Consider the following 23588-nt stretch of genomic DNA (forward strand, 5'->3'; position numbering starts at 1 on the left):
ATCATCCTTGAAGGTCGGTATTGAGGGTGGCGATCAGGCGGACCTGCTCTTCGTAGGCGCTGGCGAAATCGCGGGTGAACAGACGCTCGCTCCAGTCGTCGTTCTGCGCAAGCTCTCCATGCAGGCGGCGGTAGGCGCGCCAGCGGCTGCCGGCGGTGGCGAGCAGCGGCTTACGGCCGTTGCGTTCGAAGCGCATCGTCAATTGCTCCGGGGCGAACTGCTCGAACATGCCCTTGACCGCCGCGCGGCTGGCGGCGAGCAGCGCCACCTGGTGCGCCTGCAGGTCGCGAAAGCCACGGCTGATGGCCTGCTCGGCGGGCAACTGGCCGGGTTTGCCGCCACGCAGCAGGGCGCTCAGCGTTTCACCGCTGTCGAGTCCGTGCTTGAGCGGGTTGTTGCCGGCGCCCTGCACGGTGGTCAGGGCCAGGCGCAGCTCGTTCTTCAGCTCGCCGCGCGTGCGCAGGGCCTGCTGCAGGCTGCCGACGCTCTGCCTGAGCAGCTTGGCGGCGTTGAGCGCCAGCGCTTCGCGGGCATCGTCGTCGAGATCGTCGAGGCGCACGCCGAGGGCATCGGCGAACTTCTCCCAGAAGCTCGGCGGCAGGCGCTCGGGCTCCGGCGCGGGTTTCGGCTGCGGCGCCGGTGTCGGCACCACCAGTTCGGGCACCAGCAGGTTTTCCTCGTCGATCTGCGCGTAGTCGCGCTGCTGCGCCTGGGCGGTGCTGGGGCGCAGCACGGCGGTCAGGTCGTCCACCTCGGCGTAGACCCGCTCCTGCTGCTCCAGCGCGGTGAGCGGGTCGAGATCGAGGAAGGCGTCGTCGGGAATGATGCTGCCGGCGGCCTGCGGCAGGCCGATATCGCCCTCGAACATGGCCGGGTCGCGCACCAGCCGCGCGCGAATCTCGAAGTCGCCCAGGCAGTACACGCTGCCGTGCTCGATACGCTGCGGGCGACCCTTGGCCAGGCTGGCGCCGCTGTCCTTGAGGGCGACGCCGTTGCTGCTGGTGTCGGTGAGAAAGAACGCGCCATCGCGATAGCTGACCTCGGCGTGGCGGCTGGAGAGGATGCGCTTGCGATCGGGGATCACCCAGTCGCAATCCTCGGCGCGGCCGATCACGCCGCCGGCCTGTTTGAAGGTCTTGCTGGTCAGCAGCCCCGGCACGAACTGCTGTGCGCTGACCATCTCGAATACCAGTTCCATGGTGACTGTGCTCCTCGCGGTCAGTGGCCGCGCTTCTCGGCTTGCGGATCGCCCAGCGGGCGGTATTGGTCGTCGCTGAACTTGTAGTTGCCGGTGCAGCCGGCCAGGACGAGGGCCAGGGCCAGCAGGGCGGCGGTCCGATAGCGATGCAGCATGGAATGCGCTCCTTGGAGAGAGGTGAAGGTGAACATGTCAGGCCGCTCCGGCCATATGCGTGGCAGCGGAACGTTTCAACACGGGAGGACCGTAGCGATTGGCCTGGCGTTGTCCGGGCCAGATCAGCAGCAGCGGCCAGATCAGATTGATCAGCAGCACCCAGTAGCCGCTCCGGCCCAGGTCATGCAGGCGACGAATACCTGCAGTCAGCATGGCCACCCACCAATAGATGAGACCGAAAACGACAAGAGCCGAGAGCACGTACTGCACCCACAACGGAGAGTTCTTGTCGCTGAAGGCCATAGCTAGGAAAAGTGGCCAGGCGCTCCACACATGGAGCAGCAGATATTTAATTCGCCCAATTCGTCCGCTGGAGATCATTGGCTCCAGCACGAATGACGCTACACGGCCCAGTAAATTCTTCATGGCATCTCCCATCACACTTCGCTCGGGCTGATCTTCAGCCGTTGCATGCGGTACAGCAGGGTGCGCCGGGGCAGGCCCAGCTCGTTGGCAGCATTGGTCTGGTTGCCGCGGTTCTTGCGCAGGCAGTCGAGCAGCAGGTTGCGTTCGAGCCGGTCCATGCGCTCGCGCAGGCTTAGCGGCGCGCTATCGGGGTTCTGCGTGTGTTCCAGGTTGAAGTGCTCGGGCAGCAGCTCGCCGCCTTCGCACAGCAGCACCGCGCGCTCGACCAGGCCTTTGAGCTCGCGCACGTTGCCGGGGAAGGCGTAGCCGGCCAGGTGCTCCAGGGCGGCATCGCTCCAGCGGCAGGCGTCGCGCTGCAGCAGGCCACTGGCGGTGCTGGCGAAGTGGCGGGCGAGCAGCAGGATGTCTTCGTCGCGCTCGCGCAGCGGCGGCAGCTCGATGGGGAAATGCGACAGGCGATAAAACAGGTCTTCGCGGAAGCGGCCTTCCTCGACACGTTTGCGCAGTTCCTGGTGGGTGGCCGCGACGATGCGCACGTCCACCTTGTGCGTCTCGCTGCAGCCCAGGGGACGCACTTCGCCCTCCTGCAGCACGCGCAGCAGCTTGGCTTGCAGGGTCAGCGGCATGTCGCCGATCTCGTCGAGGAACAGGGTGCCGCCATCGGCGGCATCGAACAGGCCCGGCTTGTCGCGGTCGGCACCGGTGAAGGCGCCGCGGCGGTAGCCGAACAGCTCGCTCTCCAGCAGGTTCTCCGGCAATGCTGCGCAGTTCTGCACGATGAACGCCTTGCTGCGCCGCGCGCCGCAATCGTGGATGGCGCGGGCGACCAGCTCCTTGCCGGTACCGGTCTCGCCGGTGAGCAGCACACTGACCGGGCTGTGCAGCACCTTGCCGATCAGCTGGTAGACGCGGCGCATGGCCTGACTCTGGCCGAGCAGGCCGTAACCGCTGGCGCAGGGTGTACCCGGAGCGGGCGAAGCCGGCTCAGGGGTCTCTGGAGCACGTAGGCGCTGCAGCAGTTGCAGCTGGGCCAGGGCGAAACGGCCGAGCTGGGCGAAGGAGGCGGCGAAACCCTGCAGGCTGCGCCGCTCATGGCTGGCCACCAGCAGCAGGCCGCGGGTATGGCCGGCGCCGTCGTGCAGCGGCAGGCACAACAGGCTGCGCCAGGCGCCCTTGCCCTCCGGCAGGCAGGCGATGCTGTGCAGGGCGCTGTCCAGCTCATCGATACACAGCACCTGGTTCTGGCACAGGCAGTACTGCAGCAGCTGTTCACCGTCGTAGTCGCTCGGCAGGCTGGCCGCCTGGCGCGGTTGCAGCAGGCCGTCGAGCCACTCCGCGCTCATCATCAGGCGGGTATTGGTGTGATCCAGCAGATACAGCTGGCCCAGGGCGCAGTCGGCCAGCTCGGCGGCGGCGCGCACCAGCTCGGCGAGCAGGCGCTCGCCGCTGGCGGCGCCAGCCAGCGTGGCGTAGCGGCCGAGCAGGGCTTCGGCGTAACGCAGCGGTTGCGGGACTTCGGCGAACATCGGCAGCACCTCAGGCGAACTCGCAGGTCACCGCCGAATCGGCGTCCAGGGTGGCGTGCACGCGCTGCAGGCTCTCGCCGGCGGCCATGGCATCGAGCAGGCGGTCGACCACCAGCGGCTGCAGGTGCTGCTCGATCAGGTGGTCGATCAGACGAGCGCCGCTGTCGCCATGGGTGCAGCGCTCGGCCAGGTGCTCGACCAGGCCGTCGCAGTGGCTGAAGGCGAGCTGGCGACGGGCCAGGCGCTCGCCGAAACGGGCCAGCTTGAGGCCGACCAGCTGGCGCAGCAGGTCGCCGTCCATGGGGTAGTAGGGCACCACGCGCATACGGCCGAGCAGGGCCGGCTTGAAGTGCTGGGTCAGTTGCGGGCGGATGGCCAGTTCCAGGTCCTCGGCGGCCGGGCGCGCGCCGCCGGCGCAGAGGCTGGCGATGCGCTCGCTGGCCAGGTTGCTGGTCATCAGGATCAGGCAGTTGCGGAAGTTGATCTCGCGCCCTTCGCCGTCGTTGGCCACGCCCTTGTCGAAGATCTGGTAGAAGACGTTCATCACGTCCGGGTCGGCCTTCTCCACCTCGTCGAGGAGGATCACCGAGTAGGGCTTCTGCCGCACCGCCTCGGTGAGCATGCCGCCTTCGCCGTAGCCGACGTAGCCGGGCGGCGCGCCGATCAGGCGCGATACGGTGTGTTTTTCCTGGAACTCGGACATGTTGATCACGGTGAGGAAGCGCTCGCCGCCGTACAGCAGATCGGCCAGGGCCAGGGCGGTCTCGGTCTTGCCGACGCCGCTGGGGCCGACCAAGAGGAAAACGCCCACCGGCGCATCGGGCCGGTTGAGGCCGGCGGCGGTGGCGCGCATGGCCTTGTCCAGCGCCTGGATCGCCTGCTCCTGGCCGCGCACGCGCTGGCGCAGGTCGTCGGCAAAGGTGATGACCTTGGTGTTGTGCTCGCGCGCCAGCTGGCTCAGCGGCACGCCGGTCCAGTGGCTGATCACCTCGGCCACCAGGCGCGGGCAGACCTCGAAGCTGACCAGGCGCTCACTGGCCTGAGCCGCGGCCAGCTCGGCCTGGAGGGCGCGCAGTTCGGCTTCCAGTTGTTCCAGGCTCGCACGCGGCTCGTCGGTTTCCTCTGCGTCGCCAGCAAGACGCGCCGCGGCGCACAGCTTGCGCTGCTCGAGCAGGCGCTCGGCCAGGTCGCGCTGGATCGCCCAGCGGGTTTCCACCTGCTCCAGCTCGGCGCGGGCGGCGACCAGGCGGGTTTCCAGGGCGTCCAGCGCCTCGCCTTCGATGGCCAGGCCGGCGTCCAGGTCGCGGCGCATGGCCTCGCCCTGGCGCTCGCCCTCGGCGATCTCGCCGCGCAGACGCTCCAGCGCCTCGGGCGCAGCAGCCAGGCTGATGCGCACGCGGGCGCAGGCGGTGTCGAGCACGTCCACCGCCTTGTCCGGCAACTGACGGCCGGCCAGGTAGCGCGCCGACAGTTCGGCGGCGGCGACCACGGCGTCGTCGCGCAGGTAGATGCCGTGGCTCTTCTCGTACACCGGCGCCAGGCCGCGGAGGATGGTCACCGCCTCGTCGACGGTCGGCTCGTGCAGTTGCACCGGCTGGAAGCGACGGGCCAGGGCCGGGTCCTTCTCGAAGTATTTCTTGTATTCGCTCCAGGTGGTGGCGGCGATGGTGCGCAGCTCGCCACGGGCCAGGGCCGGCTTGAGCAGGTTGGCGGCATCGCCGCTGCCGGCCTGTCCACCAGCCCCGATCAACGTATGGGCCTCGTCGATAAACAGGATGATCGGCTTGGGCGAGGCCTTGACCTCGTCGATCACGCCCTGCAGGCGGCGCTCGAACTCGCCCTTGACGCTGGCGCCGGCCTGCAGCAGGCCGAGGTCCAGGCACAGCAGCTCGACGCCTTTGAGCACCTGCGGCACCTCGCCGGTGGCGATGCGCAGGGCCAGGCCCTCGACGATGGCGGTCTTGCCCACGCCAGCCTCGCCGACCACGATAGGGTTGTTCTTGCGCCGGCGGGCGAGGATATCGACCATCTGGCGGATCGCGCCGTCGCGGCACAGCACCGGGTCGAGCTTGCCGTCACGGGCCTGCTGGGTGAAGTTGTGGGTAAAGCGCGCCAGATTGGACTCGCCGCCGGCCGCCGGCTTGCCGGATGGCTGCGTCTGCTGCTGGCTGAGGGCGAAGTCGCGCAGACGCTCGGCATTGAGCTTGCTCAGCAGCGTCTGATAACGGCTGCCGGCGTAGCGCATGGGATTGCGCAGCAGGGCGAGGATCAGCGCGGCCTGGTCGATCTGGCTGGCGCCCAGCTCCAGGTTGGCCACCAGCAGGGCGTCCTGCAGCCACTGCACCAGCTCGGCAGAAAATACCGGGTTGCGCGACTCGCTGTGCTCGCCGCGCGGCTGCAACGCCTGGGCCAGCTCGCCGGCATCGATCTCGGCATCCTGCAGGGCACGCGCCAGCAGGCTCTCCGGGCGCTCGAGGAGGCCCAGCAGCAGGTCTTCGACGAGGATCTTGTTACCGCCGCGCACCACGCAGCGTTCGGCGGCCATCTCCAGGTCGCGCTTGCTCGCGGCGTCCAGGGCTTGAACCAGTTGTTGCAGGTCGACGTTGATCATTTCATCTGTCCTTAATGAATCTTGCTGCCGAGGGTGACCAGACCGTCGGCGTTCTCACGGCCGAGCCAGGTCGTCCAGCCCAGCAGGCAGGGGTTGCCTTCACCGATGCGCAGGTCGCGGATTTCGTCCTGACGCAGCTCCAGGCGGATGTCGTAGTCCAGCGGATCGCGCAGGGTGAAGCGCACCAGCGCACAGAGCGGCTGGTAACCCGTGCCGATCGGCAGGAACTCGTGAAAGCGCGTCCAGCCCAGCTGGCGCACGTGGATGCGGAACTTGCCGCCGCGGTCGCGCACGCGCTCTCCGAGCACGGTGTCTTCGCCGAGCAGGCTGTTGGCACGGCCGAGGCGGTTGCGCTGTTCTTCCAGCACCACCACCTGGCGTTCCAGGCACTGCTCGATGAACAGCTCGGCGTGCTTGAAGTAGTAACGCAGCACCGACTCGATCAGCGCCGCCGAATGAGCGCGCAGGCTGAGCAGACCGAGGTAGGGCAGCAGGCGCTTCCAGTTCAGCTCCTGGGCCTGGCGGATCTGCTCGCTGCCCAGGCCGATCAGGGCGAACAGGTGCGCCGAGAAGGCATCCATCGCCCCGCTCTGGAAGCTGGCGCGGTAGCGGTACTTCTGCCAGATCGGCAGCAACAGGCGCTGCAGACGGTTGTTGAACAGGTCGAGGAAGTCGCGGGTCGGGTTGCCGTCCTCGCTGTCGCCCAGGGCCTGCTCGCTGTAGAAGGCCGGCAACGGCGAGCCGCCGCCGAACAGGCCGACCAGATTGACGCGCATGCGCGCGCGCAGCTCGCCGTGCTCCTCGAAGAACTGCACGCGATCGATATCGCTGCCGGGGAAACCCAGGCTCGGGTTGGCCTGGAATTCCAGGTACTCGTACAGGCGCTCCTCATCCAGTTGCGGATGGGCGACCTTGAGGCGCTCCAGCACCAGCTGTACGGCCTGGAACAGGCTGTACTCGCGGATACCCCGGCTGAGCCGGTTCAGAGCAGGGGCTGCTGCCCCATGCGTGGCGTCCATTTGTACAACTCTCCCTGTGTGCTCTGTACGTGCAGCTCGTGATAGCTGTTGAGGCTGGCGTAGAGGGCGAAAAACTCATTGAGTACCGAGGCGAAGAGGAACAGGTCGCCCTCGCCCAGGTAGCCTTCCGGGTTCATGGTCAGTTCGGTGCGCACGCCGCGCACCGGCAGGCCGCGATGCAGGCGGTCGACATGGCGGTGGCCGATGCTCTTGAGGCCACCGAGCAGGCGCTTGCTGACACGCTCGGCGTGCTGGTCGTAGTAGCGCGGCAGGTCGTAAGTCTCGAGGATCACCTTGAGCGCCTCGACGTCGGCCAGCGACAGGTAGTTCAGCGACATGTTGGAAATCAGCTTCCAGAGGAAGTCGCGGTGCAGCGGCGGCGCATAACTGGGTGTAACGGCGCTGATATTGCGGAAGCTGAGAAAATCCGGGGTGTCCTCGCTGGGCAGGCAGATATCGCCCAGGCTCAGCTGACGCGGCAGATTCTGGTTGGTGCAGGTCAGCTCGATGGACAGCGTCTCGTGCTGGTCGAGGTTGCGCAGGCCGAAGCTGAGCCAGGTCTCCAGGCCGTCGCCGAGCATCGACGGCTGCTGACGCACGCTGTAGTGCGGGCGCGCCACCGGCACGTCGAAGCTGGGGTCGTGCTCGAACGACTCGAACGGCACGTACTCCTCGTAGCCCATGCCACCCGGCTTCCAGCCGGTGACGCGGTCCACCGAGAACACGCCGCAGTGCTGCGCGTCGAATTCGGCCGGCAGCAGCAGGTACTGGTCCTGCTTGCCGTCGAGGCGGATCGGGATGGCGTCGTGCTGGAACAGGTTGACCACCGGCGTGCAGTACAGGCGTACGTTTTCCAGGGTCGGGCGGATGCGCTGCACCCCGGCCTTGTGGATATCGAAGCGCAGCTCCAGACCGCGCGCCTGCTTGAGCAGATCCTCGGGCAGGCCGTGGATGGCATCCAGGCCGAGCAGGTCGACGAAGAGGAACTTGTCCTGGAAGGCGAAGTATTCCTGCAGGTAGCGGTAGCCGCGGAAGGTGTTGAGCGGGTAGGGAATTAGCGCCTCGTCCTCGGCGAAGCCCACCGGCTGTACCTGCTCGGGCTTGAGCTGCAGGGTGCCGAGGGACTGGCCGAAGGCATCCTGCATGGGCTTGCCGGCCGCATCGAGCAGCACCAGCTGGATGCCGCCGAGGTTGCGCAGCAGCGCCAGGTAGAGCATCTGGCCGATATAACGCTCGCCGGCCAGGTGCAGGCGCAGCTTGTTCAGGCCGATCTCGCCGATATGGCCGTCGGCGCTCATGCCCAGACGCAGGCTGAGCAGTGCGCCGTCGCCCTTGACCGAGTAGTCCAGGCCGTTCAGCGCCAGCGGCAACACCTCGGTGGGGTAGCAGGTGCGAAAGCGGCAGGTGACGCCCTCGATGGCCTTGGCCTCCACCGGCGTACCGCGCTTGACCGGCAACGCCGGACCGGGGCGGGTCAGCGGGTCGAACTGCAGCATGCTGAAGGCCGGCAGCGGACGCATGTAGTTCGGCCACAGCAGGTGCATCAGCGAATGGGTCAGCTCCGGCAGCTCGTCGTCGAGCTTCTGCCGCAGACGCCCAGTGAGGAAGGCGAAGCCTTCGAGCAGGCGCTCGACATCCGGATCGCGCCCGGCCTGGCCGAGGAACGGCGCCAGCGCCGGGCTGCGCTCGGCGAAGCGCTTGCCCAATTGGCGCAGGGCGGTGAGTTCGCTTTGGTAGTAGTGGTTGAAAGACATTAGTTGGCCTTCTCCATGGCCGATTCGATGCAATGCCAGAGGTCATCTGGCGCCTCTTCTTCGAGGTTGGCGTGACGCTCCGGCTGCAGGACCAGATGCGGCAGCGCCATCGGTTCTGACGAACACCCTTGCATGCTGATCCAGCCACAGCGACGCGTGTGATAACCGGGGGCACTGACCGAAAGCCTGGTCCAGCAGCGTGGCGCATCGGCCAGCAGGGCAACCAGGCGATAGTCGCGTTGTTCGGCAAAGGCGAAACGGCCTTCGGCGTCGCTGACCGTTTCATCGCCCCAGAATTCGTCGCTGCCGATTTCCAGCTCAATTTTGGCGCCCATCACGGGCTGCCCCGTTTCGGCAGACAGCACACGACCCTCGATGGCAGGGTTTCGGGTCACCGAGTGTGGATAGGGGACGCAGGCACCCAGAGCCAAGAAAGCGGCGAGCATGAGAGAAATGCCCATCTTCCCTTGAAGAGAAAACTCGGACTGGCAGGGGTGATGGAAAGACATCAGACAGGGGACTCCGTGTCGTTGCTGGCAAAGGCATCCTGCAATTGCACGTATTCACGCCAGGCTTCTGGATGGGCGGGGTCTTGCAACCACTCTTCGCGCTGCTCTCGAGTCAGCGATTGCCAGTGGGGCCACCAGCAGTACTGCCACCAGTGCTCAAGATTGCCTTGCAGACTGCCAAGGCCTTCGGCATCCACATCCGGGAACACCTCCCAGGGATTGGATGGCGCCTGCTCTGAAGAGGCTTTTCGGAGATTCATTCGTTGTCTCCCGAAATGCTCTTTGCTCTGGCATCACACCATGTCATGACATCGTCTTCCTTGAAGCCGGGACAGAACTGATCCTTGCTCATCAGCAGATACTCACGGCCCTCTTCATAGGTGAAGTGGTAGTAGTTGTTGCCGTCCTCGCCGTAGATCCAATATGCACTTGAACCTTCGTTAATGACGTAGGGATTGAACGTAAAGATCGATGTTTCCGCAGGCAGAAAATTCACGCGATCCATCAGCAACATCAAGCTGTTGCTAAAAGCGTTTGAAAACAGCAAAACACTCAGCACAATGAGAGTAATAAGGGACAGGCCACGATTTGCGGTCCCCGAGAAATCGGAAGGAGGGGTCGGGGTCTGTCCCCGAATATGTTCCCGAGCACTCACATCCCCGACACCCATCAAAATATTTCCTCAAAAACCCAACTATTGAAGCCATATAGCGCCGCAAAAATTATTGCCGAAGAAACCACAAGATTAATCACCTGACGCCGCCGCTTACTCTGAAACAACTTTATCAAATCATAAAGAAACAACCCTCCCCCACCTATAGCCAAGGGAATATAAGCAACGATACCGACCATAAACAGCCAATAAAATAAATTGCCATGAATTCGATAGCCGAAAAAATCAAAATCAACAGGCCAAACGCTTGTTGGTGAATTGAATGTCACTATTAGCATCATCAACGCCAGTAACAGGAGCACATAACGAAACGTGCCGCGACCTTTTCCAGACTGCTCCGGATAGATCGCCTTCGTCTCTAACGACTGATCCAGAGTCTCCATATCTAAAGGATGTTCTCGCCCGGAAAGAAATGGGGAAATGCCCAAAGCACCAAAACACTAATCAACCATATAAGCATTAGCGGATAATTTCTTGACATCTTGCAACTCGCCCAACCCTTTACCACGCCATAGCCAATTGCGAACTGAATCAAGAAATACGAAATCATTCCCAGGGGAATGGAGAATAGATAGCTGTAAGGCTCCGCATAGCCATACCTAAAAACGATATAGGCTTCAAACACTGCAAATGGTGCAATCAAGATTACAGCCACAACAATCAGGATCATTGCTTTTGTAGCACTGCTCATCAGCGCAATCCCTTGTCATAAAGATACCTCGCCAGCTCAAGTCGCCTCTGCTTACCCGACTCCCCATCAATCCCGTAATAGAAATGTCCAACGCCCTCTTGGCGGCTAGTAGAGTCATTCATCTGCGTCATCAGTAAGGTTGAGCTTCCCACCAATTCAACAAGCGACATCCCTGCGTAAATTGGATCACCATGATCCTTCAAATCAAGAACGATAACATTCTTGATGTTTGGATGCTGCCTGGACTCATTAAGCATTTCCTGCGAAATAGGAGAACCAATAAGCACTAGGTGGTCGATAGACCGACCTTTGTCGGCATAATAAAGTGCAGACTGAGCAGCCACTAACGACCCAAAAGAATAACCAATCAAATTGAACTGCCCCACTCGTGGCAAAGCATGACTCACATTGAGCGAGCTCAGGCTCCAATCTGCTTCCGCAACATAAGGCCCAGTATTCCCCATTCCATTGATTGTTTTTATTCGAGTGCGATGTTTAGTTACTCCCGCCAGGGCATCCACGTACTGACCTTCAGTATTTCTACCTACTACTGAACCCGAAATACCCACGGCCTTCAGGGAGTTCACTTGGTCATGGATATATCCACCCGTCATGCCAGCGCCCCCAAGATAGACCGTGAGCCCTGTATCGACAGTAACTGTTCGCGGCCCCCGGTCTTGGATTGAAGTACTCTGTTCTGTGGCCACCCTCTTATAGAGCCGGCCATCAATCTCAATAACATCAGCGCCCATGGTCACGCATCCTCGGCACTGATATAGATATCGATCAGTTCTACCTGATCGTGTCGGGCAACTCGGTGAGTCAACCCTTGACTGTCGGTGACTCCCGTTTCTTGCCGGCCATCCGCCCTGACCAAAATATAGTGGCGGCCCGCAATAGGACTTCCTGCTTCGTCAGTCAAAACGAATTGCTGGTCAAAACCCGCGGTTAGCATTGGTATCGGCGGAACAAACTCCGGCGGCGTATGCGTATTGCCAATAATCACCGTCCCCGATCCCCCAATCACCACATTGCCATGGCTACCCACCGAGCCCACCACCGCCGCCGGCTTGCCGTTGATCAGCACGGTGGGAATCACCGCGCCGGCCATGGCGCCGCCGCAGGCGGAAGGGTCACCCATGCGCGCAGCCGGCAGGCTGTCGAACAGCACGTCGGGCGAGCCGGCGGCGATCGGGTTGGTGCCGTGACCGGGAATCGGGCAGGCGGTGGGGTCGCTCAGGCGGGCGGCGGGTTTACCGGACATGTGAGGCTCCTGGGTTAACGTTGACCTGACCGCTGCCATCCAGGCTCGCGGAGAAACTGACCTGGCGCTTGATACCGTCCATTTCCAACATGGCGTCGATGGCGAAGGCCTGACGCAATGGGTCATGGGTGCGCGGCAGGGAAATCACCCGCACCTGGGTCAGTCTCGGTTCGTACGCTTCGATAAAGCGTTCGATGGCGATACGCGCCTGCTGCAGCGAGTCGTGCAGCGACAGACGCATATCGTTCAAATCGGGCAACCCGTAGTCGGGCAGCGTCTGCACGCTGCCCGCACGGGTGCTGAGCATCTTGGCCAGATGGGCAGCCACCGAGGCCGTGGCGGCGACCTCGCGGCTCCAGCCGGCACGTTGGCCGGCCTCGCCACCGAGGCGCTCGAACAGGCTGCCGTAGGCCATGGCTGCTTACTCCTTGTCCAGCTTGCCGACCAGCGACAGGGTGAAGTCGGCACCCATGTACTTGAAGTGCGGGCGCACGTTCAGGCTGACGCGGTACCAGCCCGGCTCGCCTTCGACATCGCTGACGATGACCTGGGCGGCGCGCAGCGGACGGCGGCTACGCACTTCGGAGCTGGGGTTCTCCTGGTCGGCGACGTACTGGCGGATCCACTTGTTCAGTTCCAGCTCGAGGTCGGTACGCTCCTTCCAGGCGCCGATCTGCTCGCGCTGCAGCACTTTCAGGTAGTGGGCCAGACGGTTGACGATGAACATGTACGGCAGCTGGGTGCCCAGCTTGTAGTTCAGCTCGGCGGTTTTGCCTTCTTCGCTGATGCCGAAGAACTTCGGCTTCTGCGCCGAGTTGGCGGAGAAGAACGCGGCGTTGTCGCTGCCCTTGCGCATGGTCAGGGCGATAAAGCCTTCCTCGGCCAGCTCGTACTCGCGACGGTCGGAAACCAGCACCTCGGTGGGGATCTTGGTCTCGATCTCGCCCATGCTCTCGAAGTGGTGCAGCGGCAGGTCTTCCACCGCGCCACCGCTCTGCGGGCCGATGATGTTCGGGCACCAACGGAACTTGGCGAAGCTGTCGGTCAGACGGCTGGCGAAGGCGTAGGCGGTGTTGCCCCACAGGTAGTGCTCGTGGCTGTTGGCCACGTTTTCCTTGTAGACGAAGGTCTTGACCGGGTTGTCTTCCGGGTCGTACGGGTTGCGCAGCAGGAAGCGCGGTACGGTCAGGCCGACGTAGCGGGCGTCTTCCTGCTCGCGGAAGCTCTGCCACTTGGTGAACTGCGGGCCTTCGAAGTGATCCTTGAGGTCCTTCAGGTCCGGCAGGCCGGTGAAGGTCTCCAGGCCGAAGAATTTCGGGCCGGCGGCGGCGATGAACGGCGCATGGGACATGCAGGCCACCGAGGCGACGTACTGCAGGGTCTTGACGTCCGGGGCGCTCGGGTCGAAGAAGTAGTTGGCGATCAGGGCGCCGACCGGCTGGCCGCCGAACTGGCCGTACTCGGCGGTGTAGATGTGCTTGTACAGGCCGGACTGCACGATTTCCGGGCTGTCTTCGAAGTCATCGAGCAGATCCTGCTTGGAGGCGTTGAGGATCTCCAGCTTGATGTTCTCGCGGAAGTTGGTGCGATCCACCAACAGCTTGAGGCCGCGCCAGGAGGATTCCAGGGCCTGGAACTGCTCGTGGTGGAGGATTTCGTCCATCTGCCGGCTGAGCTTGGCGTCGATCTCCGCGATCATGCGGTCGACCATGGCCTTCTTCACCGGCTCGTTTTCGTTCTGCGGCTTGAGCAGCTCTTCGATGAAGGCCGACACGCCACGCTTGGCGATGTCGTAGGCCTCGTCGTCCGGAGTCAGCTTGGTCTCGGCGATGATGCGGTCGAGGATGCCGAGTTCGGCGGCGCTGTGGCTGCTTTCTACGGCTGCGCTAGTCGTGCTCATGAATATGCGTCCTTGTCAGTGAAAATCAGGAATCCAGTTTGTCTTGGGCGGCCAGGCCCAGTTCGCCGAGCACGCGGTCGCGCGAGTCGTCGTCGGAAAGCACGCTCTCGATCGCCTTGCGGAAGGCCGGGGCGTTGCCCAGCGGGCCTTTCAGGGCGACCAGGGCGTCGCGCAGTTCCATCAGCTTCTTCAGCTCCGGTACCTGCTCGACCAGGTTGGCGGGGTTGAAGTCCTTCATCGAGTTGATGCGCAGCTGCACGGCCAGCTCGTCACCTTCCTGCTCGTCCTGCAGACGGTTCGGCACGGCGAAGGTCAGGTTCAGTTCCTGCTTGGCCAGCACCTCGTCGAAGCTGTTCTTGTCGATGCTGATGGGCTTGCGGTCTTCGATCTTGCGATCGTCGGCACGCTGGGTGAAATCGCCGAGCACCATGAGCTTCAGGGGCAGTTCGATTTCTTCCTGGGCGCCGCCGGTGGCGGGTTTGAAGGTGACGTTGATGCGTTCCTTGGGGGCTACCGAGCCTTCTTTGGCCATGGGTTTTCTCCTTTGCGTTGATGGCCCGGAGGCCTTGATTGGCGTGTTGGCGCCTTACTCCAGCACCACCTCGAGGTCGAGGTGGCACAACCTGCGATAGATCTCGTCCTTGCTGTCGCGCACCGCATGGTTCTGCGGCAGCAGCTCGCAGCAGTGGTGCAGCAGGCGCAGCACATCCAGGGCGAGATCGGGTTCCCACTCGCCGAGGCCGGCGGCCTGCAGCGTCTGGTCGAGCGATTCGAGTTGGGTCTTGGCCAGGTCGTACTTCTTCGCGGCGAAACACAGGCGGGCCAGGGTCAGTTGCCAGAAGAAGCGCTCGCGGCCGCCGCGTGCGCGATTGAGCCCCTGCTTGAGCTGCTGCACCGCGGCCTTCAGACCGTCCTTGCGCAGCTGCGGCAACACCTGCTGCAGCGCCTCCTCCCAGGGCGGGGTGGCGCCCTGCTCGCTGGCGGCGGGCTTCTTCTCCACTTCCGGGGCCTGCAGATGCGGCAGCACCTGGGCACCTATCCAGGCGCGGGTCTCGGCATCGGCGAAGGGCACGCCGTCGTGGAAGCGCAGCTCGTCGAGGCCGGGCACGCGCTGCAGGAACAGGGCGAGCTGGATTTCCACCTCGCGCATGGCCTGCTCGGCCTTGAGCTCCTGCAGGCATTCCCAGACCAGGCGCTGGCCATCGAGCCAGAACGGCGCGCGGGCGATGCTGGCCTCCAGATCGGAGCAGGTCGGCGTAGGCGCCCTGGGCGAAGCGTTCCTTGTACGAGGCCAGCTTGTCGGCCGGCAGGCCGCGCAGGGCGGTGATCTGTTCGGCGTTGCGCTCGGGCAGCGACTCGATGGGCAGCCACAGCAGGGTGCGCGCCAGGCGCAGCGGCTTGAGGTCGGTGGCCTTGTTCTTCAGCCACCAGGCGCACAGCGGGCGGGCGGCGTCCTGCTGGCTGCGCAGGGCCTTGTGCGCATCCTTCTCGCTTTCGATGGGGCCGCTGCCGGTGATGATCTGGGTGGCGACCTGCTTGACCTGGGCAATGGCGGCGCCGACTGCGCCCGGCTCGACCTGGCCCTGGCTGGCCCGCTTGATCTGCTCGTCGAGTCGCCGGCACAGCGGCAGCAGCAGCGGCGAGTCCTCGCCGAGGTGGCTCGACAGGGCGGCTTCCAGACCGTGCAGGTGTTCGGCCAGGCGACGGAACAGCGGCAGCTGCTCGCTGATCGGCACGTGTTCGGCCAGCGCCTGTTCCAGGCGCGGCAGCAACCAGTTGATAGCGGCGGTGCGGGTCCGCGCCTTGCGCGGGTGCAACTCGTGCCAGTGGTGTTCGCAGAGGTAGTGCAGCAGGTTGAGACCGGCCTGCAGGCCGGCGAAGGATTCGCGCTGGAACAGGCCCCAGGTCAGCCAGGTGGCGGCGCGCAGATCCTTGGATTGAGTGGTCAGCAGGTTCTCGCTGCCCTCGCGCACTTTCTGCCAGTCGATGGCGCCGGTTTCGTGCAGCGAAGAGGCCTTGCCCAGCTCGGTTTCCAGCATTTCGTATTCGCTGGAATAACGCACGTCCTCACCGGCGAAGTTCCCTTCATTAATAGGGGATTTGGCCAGGTCAAGATAATGCGCAGTGAGCTTGCTGGAGTAGGTCATTCCATGACTCTTGAATTAAGTGGGCAACTTCCACGGCCCGGCAACCGGCTATCCAACCATTGCCAACACACCGCAGTGCGCAACTTTTTGCGCAGTCGTTTGTGCAACAACTTGCGCAAGATCCTTATGGGACGGGCATCCTAGCCCCATGATCGAAGGTGGGCAACCGCTCGAAGTGTGAAATACCTAACATTCAGCGATATCTTACAAATTATCGACGGAACGCCAGACCCACTAATTTGTCGCCCGCTCGGAGCAAGTTGCCATCGGAGTTTGCAGCGTAGGAGAAGTTGTTTCGAATATGTAGGAAATGTCTTACTGGCAAATTAGTGGCGCATCACAATTAATGGCACTTTAATATTGCTCTTTGTGACGCCGGCCACTGTTTTGCCCGGCGCAGTCATGCCAGGCCGGGCGCTTCCCTCGCCCGGCCCGGCCATGGCTCAACCCGCCAGCGTCTCGCTGGACAGTCGCAGGCGCAGCGAGTGCCGTTCGTCGGCCCCCAGGCACAGGGCGTCGTCCATGACGTTGGCGGTCTCGATGCACAGCATGTCCTGCCAGGCATCGGCGGCGAACTGCGACAGGCGCCTGGCCTTGTCGATCCAGGGGTTCCACAGCACCGCCGAGCGCGAGCCGCTGCTGTCCAGGTGAATGCGCCGGTCCCAGCCCGGATCGACGATGCTCAGCCGCGCCGGAATATCCAGGTAGATGCGGTCGGTCTCGCCGGCGAAGCGCAACGCACCCTCCTGGCGGCACTCGCGCCAATCCTCGAGGGTATCGAGGTAGCGGCAGCCGTCGAGCCCTTCGACGCTGACCTGGCGCACGTCGCTGACGGCGAAATAGCTGTGCAGCGCCTGGCTGATGCCGAGCGGCTCGCTGCCCTGGTTATGCGTCTGCAGATGCAGCGAAAGGTCCTCGCCGAGGCGCATGTCCAGTTGCACGCGCACGGCATGCGGCCAGCCGGGCAGCAGGTGCTGGCGGCTGTCGAAGAGAAAGCGCAGGGTCACCGCGTCACCGTCCTCGTCGATGCCCAGCAGCTGCCAGTCGAGGCCGCGCACCAGGCCATGGCTGGGCGCCAGCCCGGGTTGATAGGCGGCCTGCACGGCGGGCGGGTTGCGCCGCAGATCGCCGAACCAGGGCCAGCACACCGGCACCCCGCCGCGCACGCTCTGGCCCTGCTCGTAGGCGGCCTCCTCGCTGAGCCAGATCAGCGGCGGCTGGCCGTCCGGCTGGTAACTGAGTATCTGTGCGCCCTGCTGCGCCACCAACAACTCGCCGTGCGCCGTACGCACGCGCCAGCAGGTCAGTTGATCGAGTTCCACCCGCTCCACCAGCGGGCTCTGTTTGACTGCACTCATGACGGCATTCCTTCTATTTATTGCCGAATCAGTGTGAACCCGGGGGCGGGCAAAGACCAGATACTGGCACCCGGCCTGATCTGGCGCATTGTTGGCCGCCCGTTGCTGGCCTAGGCTGGTTGACGAGCCGAGGAGTACGCGGATGGGTAAAGGATGGATGGCGCTGCCGCTGCTGGCGGCGGCGCTGGCGACGGCCTGGTGGTGGAGCCGGCCGCAGCCGCTGGCGGTGCGTCTGGTGACGGTGCAACGCGGCGCGGTGGAAACCCTGGTGGCCAACACCCGCGCCGGTACGCTCAAGGCCTGCCGACGCACCCAGCTGTCGTTCAACCTGGGCGCCCAGGTCAGCGAGCGCCTGGTGGAGGAGGGCCAGCGCGTCGAGGCCGGCCAGGTGCTCATGCGCCTGCGCCAGGACGACCGCCAGGCACGGGTCGCCGAGGTCGAGGCGCGTCTGGCCGGGTTGCGTCAGCAGCGTGAGCAGCGCTGCCTGCAGGCCGAGCTGGAGCGCCGCGACCATGAGCGCCTGAGCCAGCTGCGCGACCGCCAGCTGGTGGCCGCCGATCGCCTGGACCAGAGCGAGACCCGCGCGCGCCTGTCGGCCCTGGCCTGCAGCAACGCGGCGGTGGCCATCCGCGAGGCCGAGGCGAACCTGGCGCTGCAGCGCGCGCTGCTCGATCAGGCCACGCTGCGCGCGCCCTTCGCCGGCATAGTGGCGCAGATCAACGGCGAGGTCGGCGAGTTCGTCACCCCCTCGCCGCCGGGCATCCCGACACCGCCGGCGGTGGACCTGATCGACGACAGCTGCCTCTACGTCGAGGCGCCGATCGACGAGGTCGATGCCGCCCGGGTGCGCCCCGGCATGCCGGTACGCATCGGCCTGGACGCCTTCCGCGGCGAGCACTTCGCCGGCCGCGTCAGCCGCATCGCGCCCTTCGTCCGCGACCTCGAGCGCCAGGCGCGCACCGTCGACGTCGAGGTGCGTTTCGACCCGGCGCCGGCCGAACTGGCCCTGCTCACCGGCTACAGTGCCGACGCGGAGATCCTCGTCGAGCAGCACGAAGACGCCCTGCGCGTTCCCACCGAGGCGCTGCTGGAGGGACGCCGGGTGCTGCGCTTTGATCCGGCCGCCGGTGTGTTGCGCGAGGTGCAGCTGCGCACCGGGCTGGCCAACTGGCGCTGGACCGAGGTGCTCGAAGGCCTCGAGGAAGGCGAGCGCATTCTCGCCAGCCTGGAGCAGGAGGGCCTGGAGGACGGCGTGGCGGTGAGCGTGCAGACGGACGCCGAGCCATGATCCGCCTGCGCGGCGTCAGTCGCTGCTTCACCTTGGGCGACACGCGGGTGATGGGCCTGGACCGGGTCGACCTGGACGTGGCCGCCGGGGAGTACCTGGCGGTGATGGGTCCGTCCGGCTCGGGCAAGTCGACCCTGCTCAATATCCTCGGCCTGCTCGATGTACCGGATGCCGGCGAGTACTGGCTGGGCGGCGAGGCCACCGCGACGCTGGACGAGGAGCGCCGTGCCGAGCTGCGCAGCCGGCAGATCGGCTTCGTGTTCCAGTCCTACCACCTGATCCCGCGCCTGACCGCGCTGGAGAACATCGAGCTGCCGATGCTCCTGGCCGGCTTCGAGCCGGCCGAGCGGCGCCGGCGCAGCGTGCATCTGGTCGAACGCCTGGGGCTGGGCGACCGCATCGGCCACCGCCCGGCCGAGCTGTCCGGCGGCCAGCGCCAGCGCGTCGCCATCGCCCGCGCCATGGTCATGCGCCCGGCGTTGCTGCTGGCCGACGAACCCACCGGCAACCTCGACAGCCGCTCCGGCGCCGAGGTGGTGGCGCTGCTCGAGGAGCTCAACGGCGAGGGTCTGACCCTGCTGGTGGTGACCCACGACGCCGCCCTCGGCGCGCGCGCCGCTCGCCGCCTGGAGATGCTCGACGGGCGCATCCTCGCCGATACCCGCCAGGAGCCGGCCCGTGCGTGCGGCTGACGGCCTCGGGCTGATCCTCGGCGCGCTGCGCGGGCATCGCTCGCGCAGCCTGATGCTGCTGCTGGCGATGGCCATCGGCGTGGTCGCGGTCAACCTTCTCACCGGCCTGGCCGAGGGCGCGCGGCTGTTCGTCATCGGCGAATTCTCCATGCTCGGGCGCAACACCCTGATCGTCCTGCCCGGGCGCAAGGAGACCACCGGCGGCATGCCGCCGATCACCGGCCTGGCGCCGCGCGACCTGACCCTGGCCGACGCCGAGGCCATCGGCCGCCTGCCGGCGGTGCGCCGGGTGGCGCCGCTGCAGGCCGGGCAGCTCGAGGTCAATGCCGGCAACCGCACGCGCGAGGCCTTCACCCTCGGCACCAGCCTGGAATTCTTCGCCATCCGCCAGCTCTCGGTGGCCCAGGGCCGGCCGCTGCCGGCGCTGGCCCTGGACCAGGCCGAGGCGGTCTGCGTGATCGGCGCCAAGCTCAGGCGCGAGCTGTTCGGCAGCCGCCCGGCGCTCGGCGAATGGCTGCGCGCCGGCGACCGGCGCTTTCGCGTGGTCGGCGTGCTGGCCGAGCGCGGCGAATCGCTGGGCATGGACCTCGGCGAGATGCTGATCATCCCGGTGGCCAGCGCCCAGGTGCTGTTCAACCGCGAGGGGCTGTTCCGCGTGTTCGCCGAGGTGCGCGGGCCGCAGTTCCTCGAAGGCGGCAAGCGGCAGATCCTCGAGCTGCTCAAGGAGCGCCACGAGGGCAAGGAGGACGTCACCCTGATCAGCCAGGACTCGATGCTCGCCGCCTTCGACGGCATCCTCGGCGCCCTGGCCCTGGCGCTGGCGGGGATCGCCGCGATCAGCCTGCTGGTGGCCGGCATCCTGATCATGAACGTGACCTGGATCGCCGTGCACCAGCGCACCGCCGAGATCGGCCTGCTCAAGGCCCTCGGTGCCAAGCCGCGGCAGGTGCGCCTGCTGTTCGTCGGCGAGGCGGCGTTGCTCGCGGTCGCCGGCGGCCTGGCCGGGCTGCTGGCGAGCGAGGCGCTGCTATGGCTGGGTCGCCAGCTGTGGCAGGTGCCCCTGCAGACCCCGGCCTGGGCGCGCGCCGGCTCGCTGGCCCTGGCACTGCTGGCGGCGCTGCTGTTCGCCTGGCTGCCGGCCGGCCAGGCGGCGCGCCTGGAGCCGCTGGTGGCGCTGCGCCCGCCGGGGGCGCGGACGTGAGCATGAGGCATCCTGGTGCGCACGGCGCACCCTACGGGATGGGGGGGCGCTGCGGATATATGGTGCGCACCAATTCCCCCGATCCGGGGTCGGCATCATGATGCGCTGGCAGGACGGCCTGCACCTGACCGCCACGGCGCTGACCAGCCGCCCGCTACGCAGCGTGCTGACCCTGCTCGGGGTGGCCATCGGCATCGCCGCCGTGGCGCTGCTCACCGCCATCGGCGAGGGCCTGCGCCTGTACGTGCTGGACAACTTCTCGCAGTTCGGCACGCGGATCATCTCGGTGCACCCGGGCAAGACCCAGACCGGCGGCATCGGCGGCATCCTCAGCAGCGTGCGCCCGCTGTCGCTGGCCGACGCCGAGGCGCTGCGCCGCCTGCCCCACGTCGAGGCGGTGGTGCCGCTGCTGCAGGGCAACGGCGACGTTCAGCACGGCGTGCTCAGCCGGCGCAGCGACATCATCGGCGGCGGCCACCAGCTGGCCGAGGCCTGGCGCTTCCGCCTGGCGCTCGGCCAGTTCCTCCCGGCCGCCCGCGACGGCCGCTCGCCGCCCCATGCGGTGCTCGGCCACAAGCTGCGCCGCGAGCTGTTCGGCGAGGCCAACCCGCTGGGCCAGCCGATCCGCGTCGGCGGCATGCGCTTCCGGGTGATCGGGGTGATCGAGGAGAAGGGCCAGTTGCTCGGCTTCGACCTCGACGACATCGTCTATATCCCGGTGGACTGGGCGCAGAGCCTGTTCAACCGCGACGGCCTGATGGAGATCAACCTGACCTTCAACGCCGGCACCGGCTCGGCGCAGCTGGCCGAGCGCGTGCGTGCCCTGCTGATCGAGCGCCACGGCGGCGAGGACTTCAGCCTGACCACCCAGGACGACATGCTGGCCAGCCTCGATCGCATCCTCGGCACCCTGACCGTCGCCATCGGCGCGCTCGGCGGCATCTCCCTGCTGGTCGGCGCGGTGGGCATCCTCACCATCATGACCACCACGGTGGCCGAACGCACCGCCGAGATCGGCCTGCTGCGCGCCCTCGGCGCGGGCAGTCGGCAGGTGCTCGGCCTGTTTCTCGCCGAGGCGGCGCTGCTGTCGCTGGCCGGCGGGCTGTTCGGCCTGCTGCTGATGGGCCTGTTGCTGCTGCTCCTGCACCTGGCCCTGCCCGGCCTGCCGCTGGCGCCGCAGCCGCTGTTCCTGCTGCTGGCGCTGGCGCTGGCGGCGCTGGTCGGCCTGGCCGCCGGCCTCGCCCCGGCACGCCGGGCGGCAGCGCTCAATCCGGTTGACGCCCTGCGCAGCGAATAGTCTGCCGTCGATCAGGACGTGCATGTGGCAATCCGACATTGCGAAAACCCAGCGTCTATAGTGAGGCATGTCGCAGAATTGAAACGGACCATGCGGGGCGCTGACCGGTCACAAGGAAGTCGTGCGCTATAGGTCAGGCCAGAGGCTCGTACACCATGCTTGCCGCGGAACCTGACAAACTCGCCGTCGAATCGCTCGATCTCGGGCTGGCCCTGGTCAGAGCCGGGCGTCTGGACGAGGCCGACTACAACAGGGTGCTGCGCATGCAGGCCGGGCAGGTTGAGAACCCGCCGCTGGCGACCCTGCTGGGTCGCCTCGGCCTAGTCTCGGAACAGGATATCGCCCAGCAACTGGCGCAGCTGCTCGGCCTGCCGCGGGTCGCCGCCGCGGATTTCCCCAGCGCCCCCTTACTCGCTGAGCGCCTGTCCTACCGCTTCCTCAAGGAGTGCCGCGCTCTGCCGCTGGAGTTCGACAACGGCCAGCTGCTAGTGGCCATGGCCGACCCGCAGGATCATTACGTGCTGGAGGCGCTGACCCTGGCCTGCGGCTGCACCATCGCGCCGCGAGTGGCGCTCGGCTCGGAGATCGACGCCGCCATCGAGCGCATGCACGGCCAGGGCCAGAGTCAGATGGGCGATATCCTCTCGCGGGTCGAAGCCAGCGAGCAGGAGTCAGTGGAGGACGTCGAGCAGCTGCGCGACCGCGCCAGCGAGGCGCCGGTGATCCGCCTGGTCAATCTGATCATCCAGCGCGCGGTGGAGCTGCGCGCCTCGGACATCCATGTCGAGCCGTTCGAGAGCCGCCTCAAGGTGCGCTATCGGGTCGACGGCGTGCTGCAGGAGACCGAGGCTCCGCCGGTGCAGCTATCGCCGGCGGTGATCTCGCGGATCAAGTTGATGGCCCGGCTGAACATCGCCGAACGACGCCTGCCACAGGACGGCCGCATCGAGATGCGCGTGCAGGGCAACGACCTCGACATCCGCGTCTCCACCGTGCCGACCATGCACGGCGAGAGCGTGGTACTGCGCCTGCTCAACCGCGAGAGTGTGGTGCTCGACTTCGCCGCCCTGGGTTTCAGCCAGCAGCCGTTGCAGCGCCTGCGCAGCGTGCTGAAGATCCCCCACGGCGTGCTGCTGGTCACCGGCCCTACCGGCAGCGGCAAGACCACCACCTTGTACACGGCGCTGAACACTCTCAATACCAGCGAAAGCAAGCTGATTACCGTCGAGGACCCGGTCGAGTACCAGCTCGAAGGGGTCAACCAGATCCAGGTCAAGCCGGCCATCGGCCTGACCTTTGCCAACGCCCTGCGCTCGATCGTGCGCCAGGACCCGGACGTGATCATGGTCGGCGAGATGCGCGACCTGGAAACCGCGCGCATCTGCATCCAGTCAGCGCTGACCGGCCATCTGGTGCTGTCCACCCTGCACACCAACGACGCGCCGAGCAGCGTCACCCGCCTGCTGGAGATGGGCGTGGAGGACTACCTGCTGACCTCGACCCTGAATGCGGTGCTGGCCCAACGCCTGGTGCGCATGCTCTGCACCCATTGCCGCGAGCCCTACCAGCCATTGCCGGAAATGCTCCGCGAACTGCGCCTCGACCGCCTGGCCGGCGACGGCCCGGTGACCCTGTACCGGGCCAAGGGTTGCAGCCACTGCAACGGCACCGGCTATCGCGGCCGCATCGCCATCATCGAGGTGTTGACCCTGAGCGATGCGATCCGCCGCCTGATCCTCCAGCACGCCGATGCCGGCGCGTTGCGCCAGATGGCCCGCGAGGAGGGCATGTTGAGCATGTACGAGGACGGCTGCCTGAAGGCGCTGGCCGGCACCACCAATATCGAAGAAGTGCTGCGCGTCACCCAGGAGGGCTGAG

At 65.8% G+C, this 23588-nt stretch carries 23 protein-coding genes and 1 pseudogene; 5 read left to right on the forward strand and 19 right to left on the reverse strand.

The features are described 5' to 3' along the window. Position 1 precedes the first annotated feature (1 nt). The 19 genes and pseudogenes from tagH to ACUTAF_RS20770 all read right to left on the reverse strand — a co-directional run bounded on the left by tagH (position 2) and on the right by ACUTAF_RS20770 (position 17232). Positions 2-1198 (reverse strand): type VI secretion system-associated FHA domain protein TagH, encoded by a 1197-nt coding sequence (gene tagH / locus ACUTAF_RS20680; RefSeq protein ID WP_445581726.1) that lies wholly within the window; start codon positions 1196-1198, stop codon positions 2-4. A gap of 20 nt (positions 1199-1218) precedes the next feature. Next, positions 1219-1353: a hypothetical protein gene (locus ACUTAF_RS20685; RefSeq protein ID WP_011920432.1), complete on the reverse strand. Its 135-nt coding sequence runs from the start codon at positions 1351-1353 to the stop codon at positions 1219-1221. A 37-nt stretch (positions 1354-1390) separates the two neighbouring features. Next, positions 1391-1780, reverse strand: a complete 390-nt coding sequence (locus ACUTAF_RS20690) for a DUF805 domain-containing protein (protein WP_397498079.1) — start codon at positions 1778-1780, stop codon at positions 1391-1393. 11 nt (positions 1781-1791) lie between these two features. Continuing rightward, complete coding sequence (locus ACUTAF_RS20695; RefSeq protein WP_445581727.1) at positions 1792-3306, reverse strand: sigma-54-dependent Fis family transcriptional regulator; 1515 nt, start codon at positions 3304-3306, stop codon at positions 1792-1794. A 10-nt stretch (positions 3307-3316) separates the two neighbouring features. Then, positions 3317-5917 carry a type VI secretion system ATPase TssH gene (gene tssH / locus ACUTAF_RS20700; RefSeq protein ID WP_445581728.1) on the reverse strand — a complete coding sequence of 867 codons (2601 nt, stop codon included), beginning with the start codon at positions 5915-5917 and terminating at the stop codon, positions 3317-3319. A gap of 11 nt (positions 5918-5928) precedes the next feature. Beyond that, positions 5929-6936, reverse strand: coding sequence for a type VI secretion system baseplate subunit TssG (gene tssG, locus ACUTAF_RS20705; RefSeq protein WP_445581729.1), 1008 nt, complete (start codon positions 6934-6936; stop codon positions 5929-5931). Then, positions 6900-8690, reverse strand: a complete 1791-nt coding sequence (gene tssF, locus ACUTAF_RS20710) for a type VI secretion system baseplate subunit TssF (RefSeq protein ID WP_445581730.1) — start codon at positions 8688-8690, stop codon at positions 6900-6902. The genes tssG and tssF overlap by 37 nt, the downstream gene beginning before the upstream one ends. Continuing rightward, the gene (locus ACUTAF_RS20715; RefSeq protein WP_445581731.1) at positions 8690-9199 is read right to left on the reverse strand and encodes a hypothetical protein; all 510 of its coding nucleotides are present in this window, start codon (positions 9197-9199) and stop codon (positions 8690-8692) included. The genes tssF and ACUTAF_RS20715 overlap by 1 nt, the downstream gene beginning before the upstream one ends. Then, positions 9199-9459: a hypothetical protein gene (locus tag ACUTAF_RS20720; RefSeq protein WP_143509316.1), complete on the reverse strand. Its 261-nt coding sequence runs from the start codon at positions 9457-9459 to the stop codon at positions 9199-9201. Before ACUTAF_RS20720 ends, ACUTAF_RS20715 begins: the two co-directional genes overlap by 1 nt. Next, positions 9456-9869, reverse strand: coding sequence for a hypothetical protein (locus tag ACUTAF_RS20725; protein WP_445581732.1), 414 nt, complete (start codon positions 9867-9869; stop codon positions 9456-9458). The genes ACUTAF_RS20720 and ACUTAF_RS20725 overlap by 4 nt, the downstream gene beginning before the upstream one ends. Further along, positions 9869-10255 carry a hypothetical protein gene (locus ACUTAF_RS20730; RefSeq protein WP_143509315.1) on the reverse strand — a complete coding sequence of 129 codons (387 nt, stop codon included), beginning with the start codon at positions 10253-10255 and terminating at the stop codon, positions 9869-9871. Before ACUTAF_RS20730 ends, ACUTAF_RS20725 begins: the two co-directional genes overlap by 1 nt. A gap of 2 nt (positions 10256-10257) precedes the next feature. Further along, entirely contained in the window at positions 10258-10563 is a 306-nt protein-coding gene (locus ACUTAF_RS20735) for a hypothetical protein (RefSeq protein ID WP_143509314.1), read from the reverse strand. Then, complete coding sequence (locus ACUTAF_RS20740; protein ID WP_143509313.1) at positions 10563-11315, reverse strand: alpha/beta hydrolase; 753 nt, start codon at positions 11313-11315, stop codon at positions 10563-10565. Before ACUTAF_RS20740 ends, ACUTAF_RS20735 begins: the two co-directional genes overlap by 1 nt. Positions 11316-11317: 2 nt before the next feature. Next, the gene (locus tag ACUTAF_RS20745) at positions 11318-11827 is read right to left on the reverse strand and encodes a PAAR domain-containing protein (protein WP_445581733.1); all 510 of its coding nucleotides are present in this window, start codon (positions 11825-11827) and stop codon (positions 11318-11320) included. Next, positions 11817-12242 carry a type VI secretion system baseplate subunit TssE gene (tssE, locus tag ACUTAF_RS20750; protein ID WP_445581734.1) on the reverse strand — a complete coding sequence of 142 codons (426 nt, stop codon included), beginning with the start codon at positions 12240-12242 and terminating at the stop codon, positions 11817-11819. Before tssE ends, ACUTAF_RS20745 begins: the two co-directional genes overlap by 11 nt. A gap of 6 nt (positions 12243-12248) precedes the next feature. Then, complete coding sequence (gene tssC / locus ACUTAF_RS20755; RefSeq protein WP_445581735.1) at positions 12249-13727, reverse strand: type VI secretion system contractile sheath large subunit; 1479 nt, start codon at positions 13725-13727, stop codon at positions 12249-12251. 25 nt (positions 13728-13752) lie between these two features. Next, entirely contained in the window at positions 13753-14259 is a 507-nt protein-coding gene (gene tssB / locus ACUTAF_RS20760) for a type VI secretion system contractile sheath small subunit (protein WP_445581736.1), read from the reverse strand. 54 nt (positions 14260-14313) lie between these two features. Then, a pseudogene (tssA, locus tag ACUTAF_RS20765) lies at positions 14314-15874 on the reverse strand (type VI secretion system protein TssA). A 443-nt stretch (positions 15875-16317) separates the two neighbouring features. After that, a complete protein-coding gene (locus ACUTAF_RS20770) occupies positions 16318-17232 on the reverse strand; it encodes a D-hexose-6-phosphate mutarotase (protein WP_445581737.1) in 915 nt (304 codons plus the stop codon). A 142-nt stretch (positions 17233-17374) separates the two neighbouring features. On the opposite strand from ACUTAF_RS20770, the gene ACUTAF_RS20775 reads away from it, so the two are divergent. From ACUTAF_RS20775 to gspE, 5 genes are all read left to right on the forward strand, one after another. Continuing rightward, complete coding sequence (locus ACUTAF_RS20775) at positions 17375-18520, forward strand: efflux RND transporter periplasmic adaptor subunit (protein ID WP_445581738.1); 1146 nt, start codon at positions 17375-17377, stop codon at positions 18518-18520. Beyond that, complete coding sequence (locus tag ACUTAF_RS20780; RefSeq protein WP_445581739.1) at positions 18517-19212, forward strand: ABC transporter ATP-binding protein; 696 nt, start codon at positions 18517-18519, stop codon at positions 19210-19212. Before ACUTAF_RS20775 ends, ACUTAF_RS20780 begins: the two co-directional genes overlap by 4 nt. Beyond that, positions 19199-20413 (forward strand): ABC transporter permease, encoded by a 1215-nt coding sequence (locus tag ACUTAF_RS20785; RefSeq protein WP_445581740.1) that lies wholly within the window; start codon positions 19199-19201, stop codon positions 20411-20413. The genes ACUTAF_RS20780 and ACUTAF_RS20785 overlap by 14 nt, the downstream gene beginning before the upstream one ends. A gap of 100 nt (positions 20414-20513) precedes the next feature. Further along, positions 20514-21710, forward strand: a complete 1197-nt coding sequence (locus tag ACUTAF_RS20790) for an ABC transporter permease (protein WP_445582483.1) — start codon at positions 20514-20516, stop codon at positions 21708-21710. Positions 21711-21865: 155 nt separating this feature from the next. Further along, positions 21866-23587 carry a type II secretion system ATPase GspE gene (gene gspE, locus ACUTAF_RS20795; protein ID WP_445581741.1) on the forward strand — a complete coding sequence of 574 codons (1722 nt, stop codon included), beginning with the start codon at positions 21866-21868 and terminating at the stop codon, positions 23585-23587. The last annotated feature ends 1 nt before the right edge of the window (position 23588 follow it).

It is taken from the genome of Pseudomonas sp. SP16.1, assembly GCF_052682975.1.